The organism is Streptomyces sp. DvalAA-43, assembly GCF_900091725.1.
Classification (GTDB): domain Bacteria; phylum Actinomycetota; class Actinomycetes; order Streptomycetales; family Streptomycetaceae; genus Streptomyces; species Streptomyces pulveraceus.
The window spans coordinates 1-22,792 of record NZ_FMBW01000009.1 but is presented as its reverse complement, the minus strand read 5'-3'; the positions used below and the strand labels follow the sequence as shown (position 1 = coordinate 22,792).

Below are 22,792 nucleotides of genomic sequence, written 5' to 3'. Positions count from 1 at the left end.
CAGACGGCCCACGGCCCCGCTCAGGCAGGCCAGTTGAGGGAAACCTGCTGGTCAAGCCCGTGCGGGGCTGTTCGCCGTTTTCTCCGAGCCGGAGAAGACCAACGCGTACCTTGCCGAGGTCTCCAGGGCGGCGCCGACCGCCTGAGCGACGACAGCGGGGCCGGGAGGGTCGGACCACCGACCGGACCCGGCCCCGCCGTCATTGCCTCGCGCGCCGTCTACTCCCCGGAGCCGGTGGGGGCCGCCGACGACCCGTACCCCGTGTCCGAGCCGGCGGAAGCGCCCTGCGGAAGTCGCGGCGGCCGGTACGTGGCGAGCGACGGGCTCTGCGGGTCGGGCCGTACGGCGCCGAGCAGCGGATTCGACGCCAGCGGCGAGACCTTCACCCACGCGCCCGGCCGGGGCGCCTGCACCACCAGGCCGTTGCCGATGTACAGCGCCACATGCGTGGCCTTCGGGAAGTAGATCACCAGGTCACCCGGCCGCAGCCCGCTCACCGGCACCTTCCGCAGCTGCCGCCACTGCTCCTGCGACGTCCGCGGAATGACCCGGCCCGCCTTCGCCCAGGCCTGCGAGGTGAGCCCCGAGCAGTCGAACGAGTCCGGCCCCTGTGCGCCCCACACGTACGGCTTGCCGACCTGGGCGATCGCGTACCGGACCGCCTTGCCGCCCGCCGCGGACGGCGGCCTCGTCGAGGACAGCGCCCCCGAGGCGGCCAGGGCGCCCTGCGCCTTCCGCACGTCCTGCTGTTCGAGCCGGGACAGCTCGCTGAGCTGGGGGCCGGAGAGCGTGGCCAGCATCGACTCGACGGCCTTCAGCCGCGACCGGACCGTGTCCCGCTGCTTCTTCTGCCGCGTGGCCAGCGCCTGTTGCCGGTGGAGCACCTTGCGGGACTCGGTCGCCAGTTTGTCGGCGCGCTTCTCGGCGCCGGTGAGCCGTTCCACCGCCGCCGCCCGCCCGGCCGCCGCCCGCTGGATCACATGCTCCTGGTCCAGGAGGTGTTCGGGATCCCGGGACAGCAGCAGCCGCAGGTACGCGGAGAAGTCGGACCGCCCCTGGTACTGCTCCCGGGCCAGCCGTCCGGCCTCGTCGCGGCTCTCGGCCAGCGCGGTCCGGGCTGTGACGAGAGCGGCATTCAGCTTTTTCGACTGTGCCTTGCGCTTCTTCAGCTCCGAGGCGGTCCCGTTGTACGTCTCGGTGGCCTCCTCGGCCTGCTGGTACAGCTGCCGCAGGTTGGAAAGGAGCCGGCCGACGCTCTGGTTCGCCCCCGTGGTCGCCGCGGGGTCCGGGGCCGCGGGCGCCGGGGCCGCCGACGAGGTCACCACGAGCGCCGCCAGCGCCGCGGTGCAGACCGTACGCGAGACTCCGCCTGACACGACATCACCTCCGATGACGGGGCGATCATGGGACTACCCCATGAATGAGCGCAACGCGTCCATACGGTCACCCGGTGCCGGCAGATGCAAGAACCGCACGGCGCGGCGGCGGGCGGGTTCGCCCGGAAGGCCGTGGGCGGGCTCCGGGTGGGTCTGCCTGTGAGCCGAGCGCGGCAAGCGCGGCAGCGCCGCTGTGTGTTCGAGGTTCGTCGGCGCCGACCGGAGTGTCCGAGAGGCCGAGCCCCGTGACTCGATTCGTTCGGGCGCGCGAATTTTTCTGTGATCTCCGGCATGCACATGACGGAATGTGTGTATGTTGTGACGGCCCGCATGGGGAGTGCGGGTTTCGTGGTCCTGTTGTGGCTTGTGTGATTGTCCTGGGGGGACGCGGTGCGCGTGCGCGGCGAACGGTTCGGGGTACGACTTTCCACGCGCCTGCGGTCATTGACCGTTGGCGTCCTGGTGCTCGCGCTGGCGGGTGGCGCGGTCTCCGCGGAGGCGGCTCCGGACCCGTCCCGGTCGCCTGTGCCGGGTCCTTCCGCGGCAACCCGTGCCGAGGGGGCGCCGTCGGAGGCCCCCGGTGGCCTGCCAAGTGGCAGCCCGTCGCCCTCGAAGCCTTCACGGCCCGGGACGACCGCGCCGAAGAGGGAGGCCGGGGCGGCCGATGCGCCGACGACCAGCGACGCGGTGTACGCCTACGACGCGGCCGGGCGGCTGGTCGGGGTGACCGATCCGGGTGGTGAGACGGCCCGCTACCGCTACGACGAGGCCGGTAACCGTCTGGGAGTGGACCGCTTCGCCTCCAGCACGCTGTCCGTGCTGTCGGTGGTCCCCGTGAGAGCTGCGGCCGGGGCCAAGGTGACGCTGTCGGGCACAGGCTTCTCCACCACAGCCTCGGACAACGCCGTCTCCTTCGGTGACAAGGCGGCCACGGTCACCTCCGCGACAGCCACCCGGCTGGTCGTGACCGTTCCTGCGGGGGCGGCCGACGGCAAGGTTTCGGTGAAGGTGGGCAGTTCGAGCGCACCGTCGGCCGAGTCGTTCGCACTTGCGCCCTCGGGCCCCGTCGTCTCCACGATGGAGCCCGTATCCGGGGCACCCGGCACGCGGGTGGTGCTGACGGGCTCGGGCTTCGCCTCGGCCGCGACGGACAACGTGGTGCGCTTCAACGGCGGAACGCTGGGCGAACTGGTCGGAGCCACGGCCACATCGGTGACGGTGGAGGTGCCCGAGGGGGCCACCACCGGCCGCGTTCAGGTGGAGACACCGGACGGCATTGCCACGGTGCCGTCGGACTTCAAGATCACGGCCGGAAGCGATGACGGTACGTTCGAGACCACCGTGCGTACCTCGGTGACGGACGACAACCCGCCGACAGCGGCGGTCACGACGCCGGGCAGGCGTGCGCAGGTGCTGTTCGATGCCGAGCAGGGCGACGACATCGGCTTCGGGGTCACTGAGTCGACGTTCAACGCGAACCTGACGCTGCGCCTGTACAACCCGCAGGGTGTCCAGGTGGGTGGCGCCGGCTCGGTGGGTAGCGCGGGTGGCGCCTGGCAGGCCCACGGCCTTGCCACGTCCGGCACGTACTCTCTGGTGGTTGATCCAGGCCCAAGCAACATCGGTGCGGCCACGGTGACGGTGTCCAAGGCGTTCGGTGGTGTGCTGGACCTGCTGGCGCCACCCGCCGACACGCCGATGTTGCGGGTGGGGCAGGAAGGCCACTGGACGCTGTCCGGGAGCAAGGGAGAGTCGCTCAGTGTCGGTATTGACGCGACCGGCATGGCGAAGGACGCGTCCATGCGGGTGGACCTCCTGGGGCCGGATGGCAAGTCTGTCGACGTTGCCTATGTATCGGGGGGATCAACCGGCCGACTGGACGTCGATGCGCTGCCCACCTCGGACCGTTACGACCTGTGGTTGGATCCGGCCAATGGCGCCACTGGTACGACGAAAGTGACGGGTTCGCATTATGTAGATGCTGGGCAGTTGGCTGTCACGGGCCCCGACACAGAACTCACCATTGCTCGGCCGGGCCAGAGCGGTATCGCTCACTTCTCGGCCCAGCTCGGCCAGCACATCTCACTGGGGGCCAAGTCTCAGGGCTTCCCTTCGTACACATCGATCGAAGTGCGAGGGCCGGACGGCAAGGTGCTGGAGAGCAGCTTCATCGCGTCCGCGGAATCCACCAGCGAGTGGGACAGCCCCGCCCTCACGTCGAGCGGCACCTACACGCTCGTGCTGCGGCCGCAGAACATAGGCACCGGCAAACTGACACTGACGCTGTCGAACCCGACGGTCGTCCCCGAGCTCACCACGACCGGGCCAACGGCTGATGTGACCATCGACCGGTGCGGGCAGAACGCTGAATCGACCTTCCAGGCCACGGCGGGAGACGACCTGTCGCTGGGTTTCAGCGGCAACACCTTCACCACGTTCTCGTCCGTCACCGTACTGGCGCCCTCCGGCGCAAAGGTCATCGACGGCGCGACCCTGTCGGTCGGCTCCGCACGCACCTTCCAATTGCCGGACCTGCCCGAGACCGGCCTGTACCGCGTGGAGATCGACCCCTACAAGGGCGCTACCGGAACGTCCAAGCTGGCACTGTCGGCGGACGTGGTGAGCGCACTGACGGTCGACGGTGCCGCGCAGCCGGCAGCCATCACGCGCCCCGGCCAGCAGATCCGTGCCGAGTTCACCGCGCCGGACGCCAAGGTGTTCGGGTTCGCCCTGACCGACAGCACGCTTGCACAGTCGGGTGACGCGTATCTGGTGGGGCCCGCCGGTGGAGAGGGGACCTACCTCGGATACGTCTCCGCCCACTCGCCGGTGGCGTTCTACATCACCGGAGTGACTCCGGGCGCCACGTACGCGGTGGTGATCACGCCTGACAACGTGGCCACGGGTGCCGTCAAGCTGTGGCTGTCGAATCCGGTCACCGCGGGCGAACTGTCGGCGGCTCAGCCCACCGCAGACGGGGACATCACCCGTCCCGGGCAGCAGTTGGAGTTCACCTACAACGCGGCGGCCGGGGACGGAGCAGCCGTCGTGTTCAGCGACAGCACCCTGACCGAGCTGGTCAGAGTGGCGCACTGGGCCCCTGGTGCCGACGCGGACGAGCGTCTGGGCTACATGTCGGACACGACCTTCGACAGTGCGTTGCGGGCTCCGCTGGCTGCCGGCACGCACAAGGTGCTGCTTCAGCCGGATGAGCCGGCGACCGGTCATGTGAAGGCCACCTTGCTGCCCGACGCGGACGGCGGCGCGCTCATCGTGGATGGCGGCAGGAAGACCGCCTCGGTTAGCACGGCCGGGCAGAACGCCCGCTACACGTTCGACGGGACCAAGGGGCAGAAGCTCACCCTCGGCCTTGACACCCCGCCCAGTGGCTGGGAACTGTCGCTGTGGGGCCCGGACGGCAAGTGGCTCTACGACGCCGCTTACATGAACGACACCACGGTGACAAAGGCCCTGTCCGCCTTGCCCGCCACAGGCACGTACACCTTGACCGTGAACCCGTGGTCCTCCAAGACCGGCACGTTCAACCTGGGACTGACGACCACCCTCACGGCCGCCCCAGCAGCCGTCAAGGACAGAGCGAACACCACATCCGATCCTGATGGCGCAACGAAGACGGCGGCCACGAGCGCGGGCATCCTTCCCCAGGGCCCTGATGCCTGGCAGCCCGGCACAGCGAACCTGAAGGGCCGGGACTGGATCACCGCCCGGGGCGGGACGCCGAAGGCCCCCGCGAGGCTCAGGGCTCCGCCGGGCACCACGGCCCTGACCGGCCGCGTACTGAGACTGGATGGCAGGCCGCTGGCCGACGTGACCGTCCGGGTCGACGGCAAGCGCGGGCACACCGATGGCAAGGGCCGCTTCCTGCTGACGGGCATCGACGAGTACGCCACCACTCTGGTCGTGGACGGCGCAAGCGCCAACACCGGGCAACGCCAGTACGGCCGTTACGACATCCGCATCCACCCCAGGGCCGGCCGGAGCACCGACCTCGGCTTCCCGGTGTGGCTGACTCCTCTGGACACCAAGCACACCGTGTCCTTCGACGCCCCGGCGAAGAAGGACATCACACTGACCACCCCACAGATCCCGGGACTTGAGGTACGCATCCCCAAGGGATCGGTGGTGCGGGACGAGAACGGCAAGGCGGTCACCGAGCTGGGGATCACCGCCATCCCCATCGACCGGCCGCCGTTCCCGCTGCCCAGGAACAGCGTGGTCCCCGTCTATTTCACCGTGCAGCCGGGCGGCACCACCGTGTTCCCCAAGGGCGCGCAGATCGTCTACCCGAACTACACCCATGAAGCCCCCGGCGCCCGCGTCGACTTCCTGGACTACGACCCCAAGGGCAAGGGCTGGCACGTCTACGGCCACGGTCAGGTCAGCCCGGACGGCAGGCAGGTCGTCCCCGACGCGGATACTCGCGTATGGGCCTTCCACGGTGCCATGTTCAACATCGCCGACCTCGTGCCATGGGACCTGACGGGGCTCAAGGACGTCATCGACTGGCTGTCCGGCGACCCGGTCGACCTGGCCACGGGGCAGCTCACCGACTCAAGAACCGACCTGGGCATCTCTGACCCGCTCGTTTCGGCAGAGGTGAACCGGACGTACTGGCAGGGCGACACTCATCCGCGCACCTTCGGAATCGGCCGCGACCTGTCATACAACGCCTTTCTGCATTCCGAGAAGCAGTACGAACAAGTGGACCTGTATCTCCCCGGCGGCCAGAAGATCCACTTCACCCGCACGTCGCCGGGCACGGGTTACATCGATGCCGTCTTCGAGCCGCTGGACACTCCGACGGAATTCCGCGGTTCGCGGATTGTCTATATCAACAACCAGTGGGAACTGCGGTTCCGGGACGGCAGCGTGTGGGTCTTCCCGCTGTACTCGCCGCTGAAGGAGATCCGCGACCGGCACGGCAACGCACTCAAGCTGACCCGACTGTCGGGCAACAAGGGCGAGATCACCCGGATCACCACCCCGGGAGGCCGCTGGATCTCCCTCGCCTACGACACCAAGCACCGGGTGCACGAGGCGCGGGACAACACCGGCCGGACCACCGTCTACGAGTACGACAGCGCAGGCCGGCTGATCAAGGTGACGGACCCGGCCGACAAGGTCAGCCGCTACACCTATGACGGCTCCTCGAACCGGATCCTGACCGCGACGGATGCCCGCGACATCACGTACATGACCAACTCGTTCTATCCGGACGGGAGGGTCAAGGACCAGGTCCTCACCGAAGGCGCGAAGTACTCCTTCGCCTACACCCAGACGGGCACCGGCCAGATCACCTCCGCCGAGGTGACACAGCCGGGCGGCGCGATACGCCGGGTCGAGTTCGACGCGGCCGGGTACGGCGTCCTGGACATCGCCGCCCGCGGATCGTCGCTCGAACGCAGGACGCAGTACATCCGGGGACCGAACCACCGCATCGACGCGATCATCGACCCGTACGGACAGCGCACCGAGCTGACCTACGACGCCAACGGCCATGTGACCCGCTCCGTCGAGCAGGCCGGTACCGCCGACGCCCGTTCCTCGGGCACGGCGACCTTCGACGGCCCCTTCGACCAGCCCAGCAGGGCGAGCGACCCGCTGGGCAACGAGACCGTCTTCGGCTACGACGCCCAGGGGAACCTGCAGACGGTCACCGACCCGGAGCACCGCAGGACCACTCTCGCCTACGCGCCGGACGGGCAGCTCAGATCCGTCACCGACAATGCCGACGCGGTCACGGAGTTCACCTACCGCAACGGTGACCTGGTCTCCGTCAAGGACGCCGAGGGCAGGGTGTCGAGCCAGTTCACCGACGCCGCCGGAAGGGTGTCCGCACTCGACGACACGGCCGGGTCGCTCACCACCGTCGTCTACGACAAGCTGAACCAGCCCCGCAAGGTCACCGACCCCCTCGGCCGGTCGACGGGCTTCGACTACGACGAGAACGGCAACCTCACCGCCCTCACCGACGCCCGGAACAACAAGGTCGGTTGGGAGTACGACGACGCGGACCGCCCCAGGACGGCCACCGACGCCATGGGCGCCCAGGCCACGTTCGAGTACGACGCGGCCGGTCTGCTCAGGAAGGCGACCAGCCGTTCCGGGAAGATCGCGCTCGCCACCTACGATCTCCTGGGCCGGGCCAAGACCGCCCAGTACGGCGTCGACATCGCCGGCCAGGCCGAATCCAGTGTCAGTTACGACTACGACGGCCACGACCTGCTCAAGCAGATCAATGACAGCCAGGCCGGCAACCAGTCCTTCGCCTACGACACCTACGACCGGCCCAAGACGGTGACCGGCCCCAACGGCGCCGTCAGCTACGACTACGACGCGGCCGACCGCCGCAAGACGATGACCGCGGGCGGCCAGACGACCAGCTACGGCTTCGACACGGCCGGCATCCTCACCTCCATCACGTCGGGCACCCAGGAAATCGGGTTCGAGCTGGACACGGTGGGCCGGGAGAAGACCGCCACGATGCCCGGCGGCATCACCCGCACCACCGGCTACGACAAGACCGGCACCATCACATCCATCGCCTACGCCCGGGGCACCAGCAACATCGGCGACCTGCACTACACCCGCGACGAACGGGCCCTGCAGACCGGCCTGACCGGCTCCCTCGCGAACGTCGCCCTGCCGGCCGCCGAGACGGGCTCCGCCTTCGGCAAGGACAACCGGCTCACCACCTTCAACGGCCGCTCCTTCACCTACGACGCGGACGGCCAACTCAAGACCGACGGCATCCGCGACTACACCTGGAACGCACGCGGCCGGCTCTCCGGCCTGACCAAGGCCGGACAGAGCAGCAGCTTCGGATACGACGCCCTGGGCACCCGCAGCACCAGGACCGTCGGCGGGACGACGAACAAGTTCCTCACCGACGGCAGCAACCCGCTGGTCGAACAGAACGGCACGGGCGACACCACCGCGACCGTGACCACCTCCGGCCTGGACGAATTCCTCACCCGAACCGAGAACGGCGCCACCCAGATCTACCTGACCGACGCACTCGGCTCAGTGATCGGCCTCGCCAACAGCGACGGCACCGTAGCCACGAAATACGCCTACGACCCCAACGGCCAGGCCACCACCACCGGCACGGCCTCCTCCAACCCGTACACCTTCACCGGACGCGAGAACGACGGCACCGGCCTGCTCTACTACCGCGACCGCTACTACGACCCCGAAACCGGCCGCTTCATCTCCCAGGACCCCATCGGCCAGGCGGGCGGCACCAACCTCTACCAGTACGCCCTGTCCTCACCCACCACCTACACCGACCCCACCGGCGACAACCCCATGATCGCCGCCTGCGCCGTCGGCGGGCTCATGGACGGCGGCATCGACTGGGCGTTCCAGCGACTCTCCGGCCGCAAGGTGAACTGGGGACAAGTCGGCAACGCCGCCCTGACCGGCTGCATGATGGGCATGGCCGGCGAAGCCCTGAGCGCCTTCATGGCCGCCAGGGGCACCCTGCGCTTCGCCGGCTGCTCGCCGCGCAACAGCTTCACTCCCGACACCCCCGTGCTCATGGCGGACGGCACCCGCAAGTCGATCAAGGACATCAAGACCGGCGACAGGGTTCTCGCCACCGACCCACAGTCCGGCGAAACCGGCCCCCGCACTGTCACCGCCCTCATCGAGGGGAACGGCGAGAAACAACTCGTCGACCTCACCATCGACACCGGCCAGGCCCGGGACACGAAGAACGACCACATCACCGCCACCGAAGGCCACCCGTTCTGGGTACCCGCACTCCACCAGTGGGTAGAGGCAGGAAGCCTCAAGGCTGGGCAATGGCTCCAGACGAGCGCCGGCACCTGGGTCCTGATCACCGCCACCGAGCACCGGGCCCAGTCGACGAAGGTCTACAACCTCACCGTCGACGACCTGCATACCTACTATGTGCTGGCGGGCGCTACGCCGGTCCTGGTTCACAACTGTGGCGGCTATTTCCCGGGCCATGCGAAGTCGTGCACGTGTGAAGGAATCGGTGATATCACGCCCAAGGAGGTTCCTCGGGCCGCTAGTCCGACTGATTCCTTTACTGGTCACGCGATGCAGCGCCTGGAGCAGCGTGGGGTTTCGGCAGAGGATGCTCGGGCCGTTCTTGGGAGAGAGCCCTTCTCCTATCATCATGATGATCAGTGGAAAACGGGCTACTACGATCCCAACTCCAAAGTGTTTGTTGCCAAGACCATTGATGGGAATGTGAATACAGTGATGACTGACGTGAGTCAGGCTTACATCAACCGCCTCCAGGGGAGGCGCTGACCATGGTGGACGTCAGAGTCACATACGATCAGCAGGCGGATGCGGCATACGTATATTTCACCGATTCGCAAACGCGCCAAGAGGTGTCGCGCATGTATCCCTGCGATCCAGTCGAGGTTGAAGGCATGATCAACCTCGACTTCGATACGAAGGGGCGCCTCGTCGGTATCGAGGTATTGGCGGCAAGTTCGAAGTTGCCGCAGCGCTTGCTCGATGCGGCGGAGCGACTCGGCGTAGAAGATTCGTAAACCTGGTCCGTATGTTGCCGGGTGACATCGAGGGTGCACTCTGGTATCGCAGGAAATAAGTAGACCGTCCCCACCGTAAATGAATCCGGTGGGGACGGCTGCCGTGATCTGAGGCGTCTGACGGCAGTAGTTGACGGCAACGGCACTGGAGGGACGCAGCGCAAGGGAACGGTGGTTCGTTGCCGTTCTTGGGCCGGGTGGGTGGGACCCTGGAGGCCTTGCGGAAGGTTTGGGGCGCCGCGCGCTGGATGGGGTGTGGCGGGTGACGCCGGTGCGGGCGCGCCAGAGGGCGGCGCTCCGAATGCTGGCGCGGGACCAAAAGACTTTGCTCGGGCCGGAGCAGTATCGCGCATCCGATCATCGGGGACGCTGGGCAAGCTGTTCAAAGTTTCTTTACTTGATCAAGGGCGTCCCGCTGGCGCGGGCCGCCGCGCGCCGGCGGTCGGTGACCGCCGCCCGCTCCTGTCTGCCGCCCCGCTGGCGACGGCCGCCGACCACTCGGCGCGCAGAGCCCGGGAGCGTAGGCCGGACCACCAATCGGAAGACCCGGTCCGACCGTTCAGCAGCAGTGGCTGGGCACCTGAGAGGCTGCCCGGCGGCCTCGCGCCGTCCCGGACGCCCATGCTTGCTGCCTGGCTGGGGCCGTGACGATGGAGATAACTGGGCTGATGCCGGTGCGGGGTTGAGCGAGACACACGTGGCGGGTGATCGGTCGGCGCGCCCGCCGTCGTGGCTGACTTTCTGTGGCAGAGGCCAGAACTCCCACAGTCATGGGCACGGCACGCACGTGAGGGCCCGTCCCTGCCGGGGCTGACGAGTGCGGGGGAGCCTCGATCGGCTGCGCCCGGCAGGGACGGGAGTCGGGTGGGTCAGCGCGGTGCGGCGCCTGGGCGAGCGAGGCGGGTCACGTCTGGCGCCAGGTCCGCCAGGGGCGGGTGACGATCTCCCGGTAGGTGTGGTGGGACGGGTTCTGGCCGCAGTGCCGCAGCACCCAGTCCTGCGGTTCGGCGAAGTCCTCGCTCGCCGGCGAGGTCTCTCCGTCCACGGCGCACTGCATCGCGTAAAGGACCGGCTCCGCGTCCGGCTCGCGGTCGGGCTGGAGCGTCCAGGTCTCGTAGCGCAGGACCGAGCGCGGGGTCACCGTCCCCACCTCCGGTTGGCCACGGCCACCTTCGCGCTCAACTCCTCCGTCGGAGTCGGCGTACGTACGTCCTCGGGCGGCACGTCCACTCCCGGCCACCGCGCGGTGGCCGAAGCTGCACGTACGGCCCCACATGCCCCATCACCACGCCCACCTTGCCGCTCCGCCGGTCGACCACCAGGGCGCCGGCATCGGGTGAGACGGTGTGCCCGTCGGCATCAGGGGTGGGGGCCGTCATCGTGACCACCCCGGCGAGGCGGCGCGCGACCGGGCGTCCAGTCGCAGGGCGGGAACATGGGGTGGCGCTCATTCGCACGGTGACGCTCCTCGGCGGCGTTGATGCGTGCCCCTGGGCCTGTTGGTGCCGCAGGGTCGGCACCGATCCTCACGCCGGTCACCGGGACGAAGGAACCTCCACCAAACCCCACTTCGGGACGTCCCGCACCGTGTAGAACGTCCCTAGTGCCGTCCTGAGACGAAGGGGGAGACTCGTGCCGAACGAGAGACTACGAGCCGTCATGGCGGCGGGAGGCTGGACGTACGCCGCACTCGCTCAGCAGGTCGAGGTCGACCCCAAGTCGGTCGAGCGCTGGGTGAACCTCGGGCGTATCCCACGTCGTGCCACCGCCCTCCAGGCGGCCAAGGCCCTGGGAGAAGACGTGAACGCACTCTGGCCGGCGCTCCGCCAGGCCCGCCCCGCCCGCGCCATCAGCCCTGAGCTGGTGGCGCTCTACGAGCAGCGGGCCGACATCCCCGTCTCGACGTTCACTGACCTGATGGCCCAGGCCCGGGAACGGATCGACATCCTCGTCTACGCGGCCGTCTTCCTCCACGAGGCGTTCCCGCGGCTGAACGAACTCCTCACCGAACGCGCCGCCGAAGGCTGCACCGTCCGCATCGCGATCGGGGACCCCGACAGCGACAACGTCCAAGCCCGTGGCCAGGAGGAGCGGTTCGGCCACGGCATCGAATCCCGCTGCCGCCTCGCCCTCATGCACTACAGGCCGCTCGCCGGCACCCCCGGCATCGAAGTCCGCTCCCACGAGACCACGCTCTACAACTCCCTCTACCGCGCCGACGATCAGCAACTCGTCAACGCCCATGTCTGGGGCGTCAACGCGTACGCCGCCCCCGTATGGCATCTTCGCCGACACGAGACAGGCGGCATGTTCGACACCTACGCGGAGAGCTTCGAGGCCGTGTGGGCGACGGCAACCCCCGTACGAGAGGAAGGCTGACCGTGGCCCGCACCGAGTACTACGACGACCTGAACGCACCCAAGCCGAACAGCATGGTCGTCGCCGCCTCCGCCGTCGTCACCGACGACCACGGGCGCATCCTCCTCCAGCGCCGCCGCGACAACGACCTATGGGCCCTGCCCGGAGGCGGTATGGACCTCACCGACTCCCTGCCAGGCACGGCCGTCCGCGAGGTCAAGGAAGAGACCGGCCTCGACGTCGAGATCACCGGCCTGGTCGGCACCTACACCGACCCGAAACACATCATCGCCTACACCGACGGCGAGGTCCGCCGCCAGTTCAACGTCTGCTTCACCGCCCGCATCACCAGCGGCCAACTGGCAATCTCCGACGAGTCCACCGAACTCCGGTTCGTGCCGCCGGACGAGATCGAGCAGTTGCCGATGCACCACACCCAACGACTCAGGCTCCAGCACTTCCTGGAACAGCGCGAGAAGCCGTACCTGGGCTGAACCATCTGACGGCAGTAGCGACGGCAATAACCCCGCACAACCACGGACACCCACGCACTTCACCGGACCAGCAAACTGCGCTTGACCTGCGAAAAAGCAGGTAGAGGGGCCCGCGTAGCACACGTACTATGTGCTGGCGGGCGAGATGTCGGTGCTGGTTCATAATTCCGGGGGGCTGCGTACGGGCGGTGTACGTGGGCCAAAAGATCCTCTGAGTTTCGGGAGCAATTACACAGAGGTGTCCTGCGAGTCCATGGATGTAGCACGCAGATTCCTTGGGTAGGTACTTGTAGGCTTCTCCGGCCTAATCGACACCAATCATGGTAATCTCGTTGAGTTCGGCGATTTCATCAGCTTGATCGAGAATCATTAGCAATGGGATCGGCGTCGAACGGAAGTTTCTGATCTTCTCGATCAGGCGGGATGGTCCAGCAGAGGCTCTTGTTGCTGTATCCATTGTGCTGGCAAGGGAGTGCAGCGTGTCAAACTATGGCGGCGAAACCGCTGAGGCGCGTGCGGCTGAGATAGTGAGGATGTTCACCGAAGGTGGAGTAATTGATTCGAACATTCTAACGGAATCAGAAGGTGATCGGTGGGATCGCCTGACTCCCAAGAGAATATTGACCGCGGTGATCCAGATAGTTCTTCGCACTCGTTGGGAGAACGGCCTGTCAACGGTGAGTCAGGCGGCACCGAGGTTCGTCAAATCTATCCCCAGAGATGACGTCCTGTCGATGACTGAAATGTTTCTCGGAGGTGTTTCGGATGTCTCCGATGGGCAGTTATCCGGATACTTCACGATGCCCAACGTGGCTGGATTCCTTGCTGCTCTTCTCGGTGAAGAGTCCGAATCCCGAGAAAGCGTGAAGAGCCTACTTTCCGTGGCGGTCGAGGTGTGCCGGGAGTCATTGCAGGGTGATGTTATCCGGAGAGGGCTCGAATCTGGTCCTTGGGATATCGGAGAGATTGATGTGTCCAATCTCGATCTGATCGATATGGGCGGGATTCGAGTCCCTGTATCGGAGGGCATGTCGGTTCTCCCTATTGAGGCAAACGGCGAAATGTTGGCCGTTACGCTGGTTCAAGGTGATACCGCCCTTCAGCTTCAAGCCTTCCGTGCCAATTCGAACGTTCTCTGGGATTCTATTCGGGCGGACATGATTTCCAGGATGCGCGCTCAGGGCGGCAAGGTGAAAGAATGGGCTGATAGGGCCGGTCTCGAAATCAGGGCGTCTGTCCCCGCAGTGACAGAATCTGGCGAATCGGTGACCATGGATGTCAGAGTTCTTGGGAGTGACGGTCCCGGATGGATGCTGAGGGCCGTGGTGAGCGGTGCCGGAGCCGCTCCTGAGAGCGGAAATAGCTGGGCCTACGAAACCTTCTTGGCCACCGTGGTCGTCGGTAGCTACCCCCTGTCTGAGATGGGTGATGTGATTGGGCTGCACCCGCCTGCGGTGTGACGCAAGAATCCATCTATGGGAGACGGGAGCGGGAGTAGATGGATTCTTTAATGGGACTGTGAGAAATTCGAGAATGATGCGGCCGCTGCGGTCATTGTTCGCAGCTTCCGAATCTCTCGCCAGTAACGGGTAGGCTATGCGCACTCAAGGTCGACCCTGGGGTGGGGATGTGGGCGTGAGAAGCAGAAGAGGCATATTGCTGGGTGCGACCGTGGTGGTTGCGGGAGGGGTCGGCGTGATGGCGACGAATGCCTCGCCCTTCCGGACGTCACCTGGTGATTCCACGGGCTCGTTGGCCTCTCTGCGAGGCTCGCTGCCTGCCGCTTGTGCGCGTGTCATGGCCCTGGATCTGGCTGGTGATCCGGCGGGTCGGAAGCCCGCAGCGCTGAAGGCTGCTCTGGCCCGGGTGCAGCAGTCGGTTGCGGCGGTTGACAGGGACGGCGTTCACGCCTGGCTTGCGTTGGGGAGCCGTGTCTTTGCCGGAGGGGTGCCGGGAGGGGCGCAGCGTCCTCGCCAACTGAGGGCGATGCCGCCCTCTGCTGGGGACCTGCTCGACCCTGCTCAGTCGCATGGCGACGTGCTCGTACAGGTGACCGGGGCCGACAAGAGGGCTGTGCGGGAGGCCGCCGAGCGAGTGGTGAGGCAGGCCGCCGGGTGGCGGGTGCGGTGGCAGGTCGACGGGTTCCGGGATGAGAACCGGGTCGAGGACGGCAAGGGGCTTTCCCGTAATCCGTTTCATTTCACCGAAGGGTTCGGGAATCCGGGCACCGAGCGCGAGGTGGCCGATCGGGCCGTTGTGCGCAGTGGCCAGGGCGAACCGGACTGGGCCGTGGGCGGCTGCTATCAGGTGGTACGGATCGTGCGATTCGCGACCGAGTTGTGGGACAAGGATTCCGTGCGCGAGCAGGAGCGCGTCATCGGACGGCGGCGGGACGGCCGTTGGCTCGACGGCACTCCGGCCCATGAGCAGCCCGGCTTCGCGGCGGACCCCAATGGCAGGGCCACACCGCTGGATTCGCATGTGCGGCTCGCCGCCCCCGATCGGCGCAACCCGCCGCCCCTGGTGCGCCGCAGCTACAACTACGACCGGGGCGACGGCGACAGCGGGCTGATCTTCTCCTGCTTCCAGCGGGACCTGGCCACCGGGTTCGAGGCCGTGCAGAAGCGCCTGGAGGGTGAGGCCATGGCCAAGTACATCCTCACCACCGGCGGCGGGTACTTCTTCGTGCCGCCGCCCGGGGGCGCCTGGATCGACGGGCTGTTCGCTCAGGCGACCGGGAACGCGTAGAAGATCCGGCCGCGTTGTACGACGGCCGTGCGGGCGGTCGTCAGGACCCGGTACGGAGCGGTGACCGTGGGGCCCTTCGGGTCCTGGGCGCCGATGTCCTGGAACTTCCACAGTCGCCGCCCGTCCTCGGCGGCGAACGCGGTGACCTGGGAGCCGTCCGCGGCCAGCAGGGTGCGGCCGGTCGCGCTGAGGGTGACGGCGGGGGCGGCGGTGCCGATCGCGGCCTCCGTCGAGCGGCGCCAGCGCAGTCGGCCGGTCTCCCGCTCGACCGCGCCCACCTCCTGGTTGCGGTTGGTGGTGTGGAGTACGGCTCCGGTGGCGACGGGCGTCCCGTACGGGGTGCCGCCGGTGCCGTTCAGCGTCCACTTCGGCTTGCCGGCCGGGGTCTCGAAGGCCTGGAGATCGTCGCCCACCGCCGCGTACAGCAGGCCGCGGTCGTCGCCCATGACCGCCGCGTCCGGGGCGACCGTGCCGAACTGCTTGCTCCACAGCGCCTTGCCGGTTCTGCGGTCGAAGCTCCGGAAGACCGCCTTGCCCTTGGCGGCCCGGACGTCGTCCGGGGCCAGGGTGGCCGGGCTCTGGCGTATCACCAGGTCGTCCTCGCGGACCGCGATCAGCCGGTGGACAGGGGTGGCGGGGCCGCGTCCGGCGGGGACGGGAGTACGCCACAGCTGCTCGCGCCGCACCAGGTCGTAGGCGAAGAGATGGGCCCTGACGACCTGCCTGTCCTTGCCGCGCTTCTTGCCCTTCTTCGGCGGCGGGGCCTTGACGGTGGCCTTCTCGGAGCCGGTGAACCAGATCACCGGCCCGGACGCGCCGACGAACTCCGGCGCCGAGAGCTTCGGTGTCCCGGGGGACAGGTCCGCGTGCTCCACCCGGTGCACGGTCTTCCCGTCCTTCGGCGAGAGCCAGAGGAACCCGGAGGGGGTGGCGACGAAGCAGAGGTCCTCGCCGACGGGGAGGGCGGCCTGCCCGTCGGCGGCGTCCGCGTTCTGCCAGACCCGGCGGCCGGTGCGCAGGTCGACGGCGGTAGCGCCGGACTTGCCGGTGAGCACCAGCAGCCGCTCGTTCCAGACGGCGGCGGTGAGCGGAGCCGGTTCCGCCGCCGGGTGCGTGTACACCCAGCGGGGCTGCGGCGGCAGTCCCGCGACGGTGGGGCCGCTACGGCTCGGCACCGGCTCGGGGCCGTCCGTGTCCCCTCCGCCACCACCCAGGGCGAGTACACCGCCGCCACCGACGACCAGCCCGGCGGCTCCGGCGGCGAGCCCGATCAGCAGCGCGCGCCGGTCCACGGCGGGGGAGGAGGGGGTGATGCTGGTGCGGCGCGTGGGTACCGGCAGCGGACGGGGGGTCACCGGGACCATGGGCGGGGGCACGGCCGGCACCCCGCCGGGCATCCCGGCGGAAGGAGCGGCGGGGAAGGCCGGGGTAGGGCCGGGAGGGAGGGCTGGGACGGAGCTGGAAGGGAGGGCCGGGGTGGCGCCTGCGGGGAGGGCCGGAGTGGCTCCGGCGGGCTGTCCGGTGAGTTCCTGCGGGACGGACAGCTGGGTCGTCGGCCGGTCCGCCCTCGGGGCATGGCGTCCGATGTCCCCGAGCTGGGCGGTCTGCGTATCCGGGGCCGGAGCCGGGGCGGGAGTCGGGGCCGGGATCGGGGCCTGGGGCGGAGTCGGGGCGGATCCGGCGGCGGACGCGTCCGCCGGTGCGCCCTGCGGTATGTCGACCGGTTCGCGGGCAGGGCCATCGGCCTCTGCCTCGATCGCCGCACCGTCCGCCGCCTCGACCGGGCCAACGCCCACCACCTCGGCCGGTGCACCGGCCCCCGCCCCGTCTGCCGCCCCGACCAGCACACCCGCCCCGACCAGCACACCCGCCGCGACCGTCTCCCGTGCGCGTACCCCCTGCTCCGCCACCGCGGCGGCCAGCGCTTCCGGTAGCCAGCCGTCCTTCGCCAGGCCCGCAGCCCCCTCCAGGGCCAGCTCGGCCGCCACTGACCCGGCGCTCGGCCGGTCGGCCGGGGCCTTTTCCAGGCAGCGGGCGATCAGGTCGCGCAACTCCTCGGGGACCGCGCCGAGTTCGGGGGCCGTGCGGGCGATCCGTTCGGCGCCCTCGGCGGCCGGGCCGTCGGCGAGCGGGGTCGTGCCGGTGGCCGCGTACGCCAGCAGCAGGCCCAGCACGAAGAGGTCGGAGGCCGGTCCGGGCTCCTCGCCCGCGACCTGCTCCGGGGTGAGATAGCCGAGCCGTACGGACAACTGGCCGCCGGGCCGGGCCTCCGCGGCGGCCGCGGCGCCCAGCGGGCCGAACGCGGTGAGCCGCGGCCCGTCCTCGGCGAGCAGCACCGTCCGAGGAGCCAGGCCCTGGAACACGGCTCCGGTGGCGTGCACCCGGGAGAGGGTCTCGGCGAGTCCCGCGCCCAGTATGCGCACGCTCCGTTCGGGGAGTGGTCCGGTGGCATCGATCGCCTCGGCGAGCGTCAGCGCGGGTACGTACGTGCCCGCCGTCCACGGCAGCTCCTCGTCGGCGGCGGCGTCCGGGCCGCCCAGCTGCGGCTGGACCCAGCCGCCGGTCAGCCGGTCCGCGGTGCGGGCCTCCGCCTGGAAACGGCGCCGGAACGCGGGCAGCGCGGCGAGTTCGGGGCGGGCGGCGGTGACCACCACCGCGTCCTCGGAGGCCGCGTCGCGCGCGAGGTACTGCACGCTGCCGGCGGTCCCGCGCAGCCGTGCGAGCACGGTGTACGGGCCGAAGCGGCGTGGATCGTCCTGACGCAGCGCCTCCATGGCGCACCCCCCCTAGCTGACCGTGCCTGGGCACCAGAGCGTCGATCTTAGACCGACCGACCGCCACCCCACCGGGCCCGCGTCCGAGGAGCCGGTGGGCGGCCCCGCCCGGCGGGAGGCCACCCGACAGCCTCTCAGTCCGGTTTCGACCAGGGCCACTTGGGGCGGTTCCGCTCCCGGCCCCCGGGGGCGTACTCGTACACCCAGCCGCGCGGCAGCCCCAGCCGCTTGCTGTGACCGGCCGGAACCCTGCGGTACGCGTACACGGTGGCGGGACCGCCGTCGGCGGCAGGCACCGGGACCTCGTACCACTTGGGCGGATGTCCGGTCGGGCCGACGAGGACGGGCAGGACCCGCCCGTCCAGGGGGCCGCCGGTGAAGGCGGTGTTCTCGCTTCGCACGCTTTCAGTCTGACCGATCAGCTCTCGGGGAGCAGATGGGCCGCCTCGCCGAGCACCGGTACCAGCCGCTGTGCCAGTCGCCCCGCCGGCCCCCCGGCGGTCTCCAGCGGCAGCAGCGCCGCCACCGCCGAGGCGGTCTCCACGTCCGTCGCCGCGGTGGCGGCCAGCAGCACGATCAGCTGGTCGACCAGCCAGTCGCGCAGCTCGGCCGCGGCGGGCCGCTTCCCCTCGTCCAGCCAGATCAGGGACGCCGCCTCGACCGCCGCGATCCAGGTGCGCACCATCATCCGCAGCCTCGGGCCGGGTGCCTCCCCATCCCTGCCCAGGTGGAGCAGGATCTGTTCGGCCGCCGCGCGCCGCACCTCGTCGACGATCGCCGAGGTGCGGGAGGTCTCGACGACACAGCCGCCGCGCAGCAGCGCGCTGAACCCGGTGTCGTGCTCGTCGACGAAGGCGAGATAGCGGTCGAGCACCCGGGTCACCCGCTCGGTGGGCGGCCCCACCGGCGGCTCGTCGAAGCACAGGATCAGCTGCTCGGCGGCGGACCTCAGTGCCGCCTCGTACAACTGCTGCCGCCCGCCGGGGAAGTAGCGGTAGACGAGCGGGCGGGACACCCCGGCGACCGTCGCGACCTCGTCGAGCGAGACCTCGTCGGGGGCCCGGTGGGCGAAGAGGGTGAGTGCCGCACCGAGGAGCTGGGCGCGGCGCTCCTCGACGCCGAGCCTTCGGTACGCGCGGGTCGGCGGCGCGGTGGCGGCAGCAGGGGTCATGGGCCGAAGCCTACGGGCTGTCGCCCGTGCCGCGCCGGGTCAGGCCAGCAGGCCGGAGCGCTTCCACAGCCTGCGCCCCACCCCGTTCAGCACCCCGATGTCGTCGAAGAAGTCCGTCAGCCGCTTCGCGCCCGACTGCATGACCTCCGTCCGGTGGCCGCTCGCCTTCACCTGGGCGACCGCCTCGTGGCGGTCCAGGCCGACGTTCTCGTACACCTGCGGGTTGATGAAGCAGACGGAGAAGACGCGGGCCGCCTCGCCGCAGCTCAGCCGGGTCAGCTCGCGCTCCCAGCGCGGGGCGGTCACCATCTGGCGGCGCAGCTCCTCGCGGGCGTAGCGGACGTGCCGTGCCTCCTCGACCACATGGATGCGGGTCACGCCGCGCACCAGCGTCTGGACGCGCTCGTCCGGGAAGGTCAGCCGCTGCATCCAGTCGAGGATCTCCTCGCCGAGCAGGGTCGCGGCGAACGAACCGGGGGTGGTGGAGATGGTCTTCAGCACCCGTGCGAGGTTGTGATAGACGCGCGGCACGGGGTAGTCGGGCGAGCCGCCCCACTTGATCATGCGGCCGAACATCATCGAGTGCCGGCACTCGTCGGCTATCTCGGTGAGGGCGTAGCGGACGTGATTGCTGGTCACCGGCCGGTCGTAGATGTGCCGTACCAGCAGCTGCATCAGGATGATCTCGAACCAGATGCCCAGCGAGGCGAGCGACGCCGCCTCGTGCCGGGACAGCTCCATCCGCTGTTCCTCGGACATCTTCCGCCACAGCGGGGTGTCGTAGAGCGAGACGAGCTCGGGCGGCCAGAACCACTTGCCGTCCTCGATCGCCGCGTCCCAGTCGAGTTCCTTGTCCGGGTCGAAGGAGTGCTTGGCCGAGGAGTCGAGCAGCCGCTCGGCGATCTGCTCGCGATCCCGGAGCGGGCCGAGTGCGTCGCGGAGCAACTGGACGTCGCGTTCGGTCACTGTGGTCATGCTGGAGGCACCTCGCACATGGGGTTACCGGCGGTCACCCCTTATGAGACTCCTCGTCAGTAAGGTCGTCAATCCCTTGCGCGCGACTTGTTGACCCGGCGTCTATCAACGTGTGAACCTGCCAACTGGCGCAACCGCCAAGGGAATTGCCGAAACGTGCCAGGCGAAGGAGTTGTCCGTGTCGACACACGACCTCTACACCACCGCCCCCGAAGTGCCCCTGTGGCAGGTACCCGCCACCGGCGCAGCCCGCTTCAGCTGGGACTACGACGACGGCCGCGAACGCCTGCTCGCCCTCTACCAGAAGGGCAAGGACAAGCAGTGGGACGGCAACAAGCGCATCGACTGGTCCCTGGAGGTCGACCCCGCCGACCCGCTCGGCACCCCCGACGAGGCCCTCACCCTGTACGGCACCCCGCACTGGGCGAAGATGACCGAGAAGGACCGGGGCGAGCTGCGCAAGCACTACACCTCCTGGCAGTTCAGCCAGTTCCTCCACGGCGAGCAGGGTGCCATGGTCTGCGCGGCCAGGATCGTGGAGTCCGTCCCCGACCTGGACGCCAAGTTCTACTCCGCGACCCAGACCATGGACGAGGCCCGGCACGCGGAGATATACGGCCGGTTCCTGCACGAGAAGCTCGGGATGCTCTACCCGATCAACGACAACCTCCAGGGACTCCTCGGCGACACCCTGCGCGACTCCCGCTGGGACATGCCCTACCTCGGCATGCAGGTCCTCATCGAGGGGCTCGCCCTGGCCGCGTTCGGCATGATCCGCGACACCACGACCAAGCCGCTGCCCAAGCAGATCCTCGCGTACGTCATGCAGGACGAGGCCCGGCACGTCGCCTTCGGGCGGATGGCGCTGCGCGACTACTACAAGCAGCTGAGCGATGCCGAACTGCGCGAGCGCGAGGAGTTCGTCATCGAGGGCTGTTACCTGATGCGGGACCGGCTCAGCGGCGTCGAGGTGCTGGAGAACTTCGGCATCGGCAAGCAGGAGGCCAAGGACCTCTCCGAACACTCGGAGTTCCTCCAGCTCTTCCGCAAACTGCTGTTCAGCCGGATAGTGCCGTGTGTCAAGGACATAGGCCTGTGGGGCGAACGGCTCCAGAAGGCCTATGTCGACATGGGCGTCTTCGAGCTCGGCGACTCCAACCTGGACCTGCTCATGGCGCAGGACGAGGAGATAGCCGAACAGCTCGACAAGGACCGTTTCGAGGCGGAGGAGCGGGCCAGGGCCGCCGAGGTCGAGGAGGCCATCGCCCAGGGCACATCGGGGGAGTGAGGGAAGCGGTTCTCTCGCGGGCCCGAAGGGACGTACGCCGTCGGCCGGTGCGGGGGAGACGGATGTACGCCGTCGGTCGGTGTGGGGAGAAGGATGTACGCCGTCGGCCCGTGCGGGGAGTATGGCGGGCATGACGACTCCGGCCCCGCCCCTCGCCGCAGACCCCGCAGCCGCCCGCCGCAGCCTCGAAGGGCTGTCCCTGGGCGACGCGTTCGGTGAGCGGTGGTTCCCGCTCTTCCGCGAGCCCGGCCGGGCGTTCGACGAGATCAAGGCACGCCGCACCCCCGAGGAGCCGGTCTGGCCCTGGACCGACGACACCGCGCTCGCCCGCGCCCTGCAACGCGTCCTCGACGAGCACGGCCGGGTCGAGCAGGACCGTCTCGCGCTCTGCTTCGCGCTCGCCTTCGAGGCGGACCAGGCCCGCGGCTACGGCCACGGCATGCACATCCTGCTGCCCGAACTGCTGGCCCGGCCGGCCGACTGGCGCACCCTGGCCCCCGAACTCTTCGAGGGCGGCAGCCTGGGCAACGGCGCGGCGATGCGCGTCGCGCCGCTCGGCGCCCGCTTCCACCAGGACATCGGGCTCGCCGCCGAACAGGCCGCGCTGCAGGCGGCCGTCACCCACGCACACCCGGAGGGCATCGCGGGCGCGGTGGCGGTCGCGGTCGCCGCGGCGCTCTCGGTCCGCGGCGAGTTCACCCTGGCCGCGGTCGCCGACCGGACCCCGGAAGGGCTCGTACGCGACGGGCTGAGCCGGGCCGCGGACGTACCCTTCGCCACCGAACCCTGGAAGGCGGCCGACCTGCTGGGCAACGGACAGCGGATCCGCGCGGACGACACGGTCCCGTTCGCCCTGTGGACGGCGGCCCGGCACCCGGACGACCTGGAGGCGGCGCTCTGGGCGACGGCCGAGGGCCTCGGTGACGTCGACACGACCTGCGCCATCACCGGCGGCGTCGTCGGCGCGGCCACCGGGGTCGACGGCGCGCCCGCGCAGTGGCTGCGGCGTCGCGAGCCGCTGGACTGAGGCGGGGCGGCCCGTACTCGGCACCAGCC

General features: G+C 69.1%; 15 protein-coding genes and 1 pseudogene. 8 read left to right on the top strand and 8 right to left on the bottom strand.

Going from position 1 to position 22,792, the window contains the following annotated elements; translation table 11 throughout:
* Window positions 1-218 precede the first annotated feature (218 nt).
* Window positions 219-1,376, bottom strand: a complete 1,158-nt coding sequence (locus tag GA0115234_RS02030; protein WP_093539082.1) for a C40 family peptidase — start codon at window positions 1,374-1,376, stop codon at window positions 219-221.
* Between the two features lie 687 nt (window positions 1,377-2,063).
* Between GA0115234_RS02030 and GA0115234_RS02025 the strand changes: the two genes are divergently transcribed.
* Both GA0115234_RS02025 and GA0115234_RS02020 read left to right on the top strand, forming a co-directional pair.
* A complete protein-coding gene (locus GA0115234_RS02025; protein ID WP_161275544.1) occupies window positions 2,064-9,680 on the top strand; it encodes a polymorphic toxin-type HINT domain-containing protein in 7,617 nt (2,538 codons plus the stop codon).
* 2 nt (window positions 9,681-9,682) lie between these two features.
* The gene (locus GA0115234_RS02020) at window positions 9,683-9,928 is read left to right on the top strand and encodes a DUF2283 domain-containing protein (RefSeq protein ID WP_093539080.1); all 246 of its coding nucleotides are present in this window, start codon (window positions 9,683-9,685) and stop codon (window positions 9,926-9,928) included.
* A 904-nt stretch (window positions 9,929-10,832) separates the two neighbouring features.
* On the opposite strand, the gene GA0115234_RS02015 is transcribed toward GA0115234_RS02020, so the two are convergent.
* Together GA0115234_RS02015 and GA0115234_RS43115 are read right to left on the bottom strand one after the other, a co-directional pair.
* On the bottom strand, window positions 10,833-11,078 hold the full coding sequence (locus GA0115234_RS02015) for a DUF7848 domain-containing protein (RefSeq protein WP_093539079.1): 246 nt from the start codon (window positions 11,076-11,078) through the stop codon (window positions 10,833-10,835).
* A pseudogene (locus tag GA0115234_RS43115) lies at window positions 11,066-11,316 on the bottom strand (hypothetical protein). The gene GA0115234_RS02015 and the pseudogene GA0115234_RS43115 overlap by 13 nt, the downstream one beginning before the upstream one ends.
* A gap of 271 nt (window positions 11,317-11,587) precedes the next feature.
* Here GA0115234_RS43115 and GA0115234_RS02005 point away from each other — a divergent pair.
* Window positions 11,588-12,307 carry a helix-turn-helix domain-containing protein gene (locus GA0115234_RS02005; protein ID WP_093539078.1) on the top strand — a complete coding sequence of 240 codons (720 nt, stop codon included), beginning with the start codon at window positions 11,588-11,590 and terminating at the stop codon, window positions 12,305-12,307.
* Window positions 12,308-12,309: 2 nt separating this feature from the next.
* Window positions 12,310-12,780, top strand: a complete 471-nt coding sequence (locus GA0115234_RS02000) for an NUDIX domain-containing protein (RefSeq protein ID WP_093539077.1) — start codon at window positions 12,310-12,312, stop codon at window positions 12,778-12,780.
* Between the two features lie 304 nt (window positions 12,781-13,084).
* On the opposite strand, the gene GA0115234_RS42140 is transcribed toward GA0115234_RS02000, so the two are convergent.
* A complete protein-coding gene (locus tag GA0115234_RS42140; RefSeq protein WP_161275543.1) occupies window positions 13,085-13,237 on the bottom strand; it encodes a hypothetical protein in 153 nt (50 codons plus the stop codon).
* A 22-nt stretch (window positions 13,238-13,259) separates the two neighbouring features.
* Between GA0115234_RS42140 and GA0115234_RS01995 the strand changes: the two genes are divergently transcribed.
* Both GA0115234_RS01995 and GA0115234_RS01990 read left to right on the top strand, forming a co-directional pair.
* Window positions 13,260-14,240: a DUF3710 domain-containing protein gene (locus GA0115234_RS01995; protein WP_141718370.1), complete on the top strand. Its 981-nt coding sequence runs from the start codon at window positions 13,260-13,262 to the stop codon at window positions 14,238-14,240.
* Between the two features lie 337 nt (window positions 14,241-14,577).
* On the top strand, window positions 14,578-15,528 hold the full coding sequence (locus tag GA0115234_RS01990; protein WP_093539075.1) for a Dyp-type peroxidase: 951 nt from the start codon (window positions 14,578-14,580) through the stop codon (window positions 15,526-15,528).
* On the opposite strand, the gene GA0115234_RS01985 is transcribed toward GA0115234_RS01990, so the two are convergent.
* From GA0115234_RS01985 to GA0115234_RS01970, 4 genes are all read right to left on the bottom strand, one after another.
* Window positions 15,507-18,302 carry an outer membrane protein assembly factor BamB family protein gene (locus GA0115234_RS01985; protein ID WP_093539074.1) on the bottom strand — a complete coding sequence of 932 codons (2,796 nt, stop codon included), beginning with the start codon at window positions 18,300-18,302 and terminating at the stop codon, window positions 15,507-15,509. The genes GA0115234_RS01990 and GA0115234_RS01985 overlap by 22 nt on opposite strands.
* Window positions 18,303-18,436: 134 nt before the next feature.
* The gene (locus GA0115234_RS01980) at window positions 18,437-18,703 is read right to left on the bottom strand and encodes a hypothetical protein (RefSeq protein WP_093539073.1); all 267 of its coding nucleotides are present in this window, start codon (window positions 18,701-18,703) and stop codon (window positions 18,437-18,439) included.
* Window positions 18,704-18,720: 17 nt separating this feature from the next.
* Window positions 18,721-19,473: a TetR/AcrR family transcriptional regulator gene (locus tag GA0115234_RS01975; RefSeq protein ID WP_093539072.1), complete on the bottom strand. Its 753-nt coding sequence runs from the start codon at window positions 19,471-19,473 to the stop codon at window positions 18,721-18,723.
* A 39-nt stretch (window positions 19,474-19,512) separates the two neighbouring features.
* On the bottom strand, window positions 19,513-20,448 hold the full coding sequence (locus GA0115234_RS01970) for an AurF N-oxygenase family protein (protein ID WP_093539071.1): 936 nt from the start codon (window positions 20,446-20,448) through the stop codon (window positions 19,513-19,515).
* A gap of 178 nt (window positions 20,449-20,626) precedes the next feature.
* On the opposite strand from GA0115234_RS01970, the gene GA0115234_RS01965 reads away from it, so the two are divergent.
* Together GA0115234_RS01965 and GA0115234_RS01960 are read left to right on the top strand one after the other, a co-directional pair.
* Window positions 20,627-21,736 carry a ferritin-like domain-containing protein gene (locus GA0115234_RS01965; protein WP_093539070.1) on the top strand — a complete coding sequence of 370 codons (1,110 nt, stop codon included), beginning with the start codon at window positions 20,627-20,629 and terminating at the stop codon, window positions 21,734-21,736.
* Between the two features lie 130 nt (window positions 21,737-21,866).
* Window positions 21,867-22,763, top strand: coding sequence for an ADP-ribosylglycohydrolase family protein (locus GA0115234_RS01960; RefSeq protein WP_093539089.1), 897 nt, complete (start codon window positions 21,867-21,869; stop codon window positions 22,761-22,763).
* Window positions 22,764-22,792 lie beyond the last annotated feature (29 nt).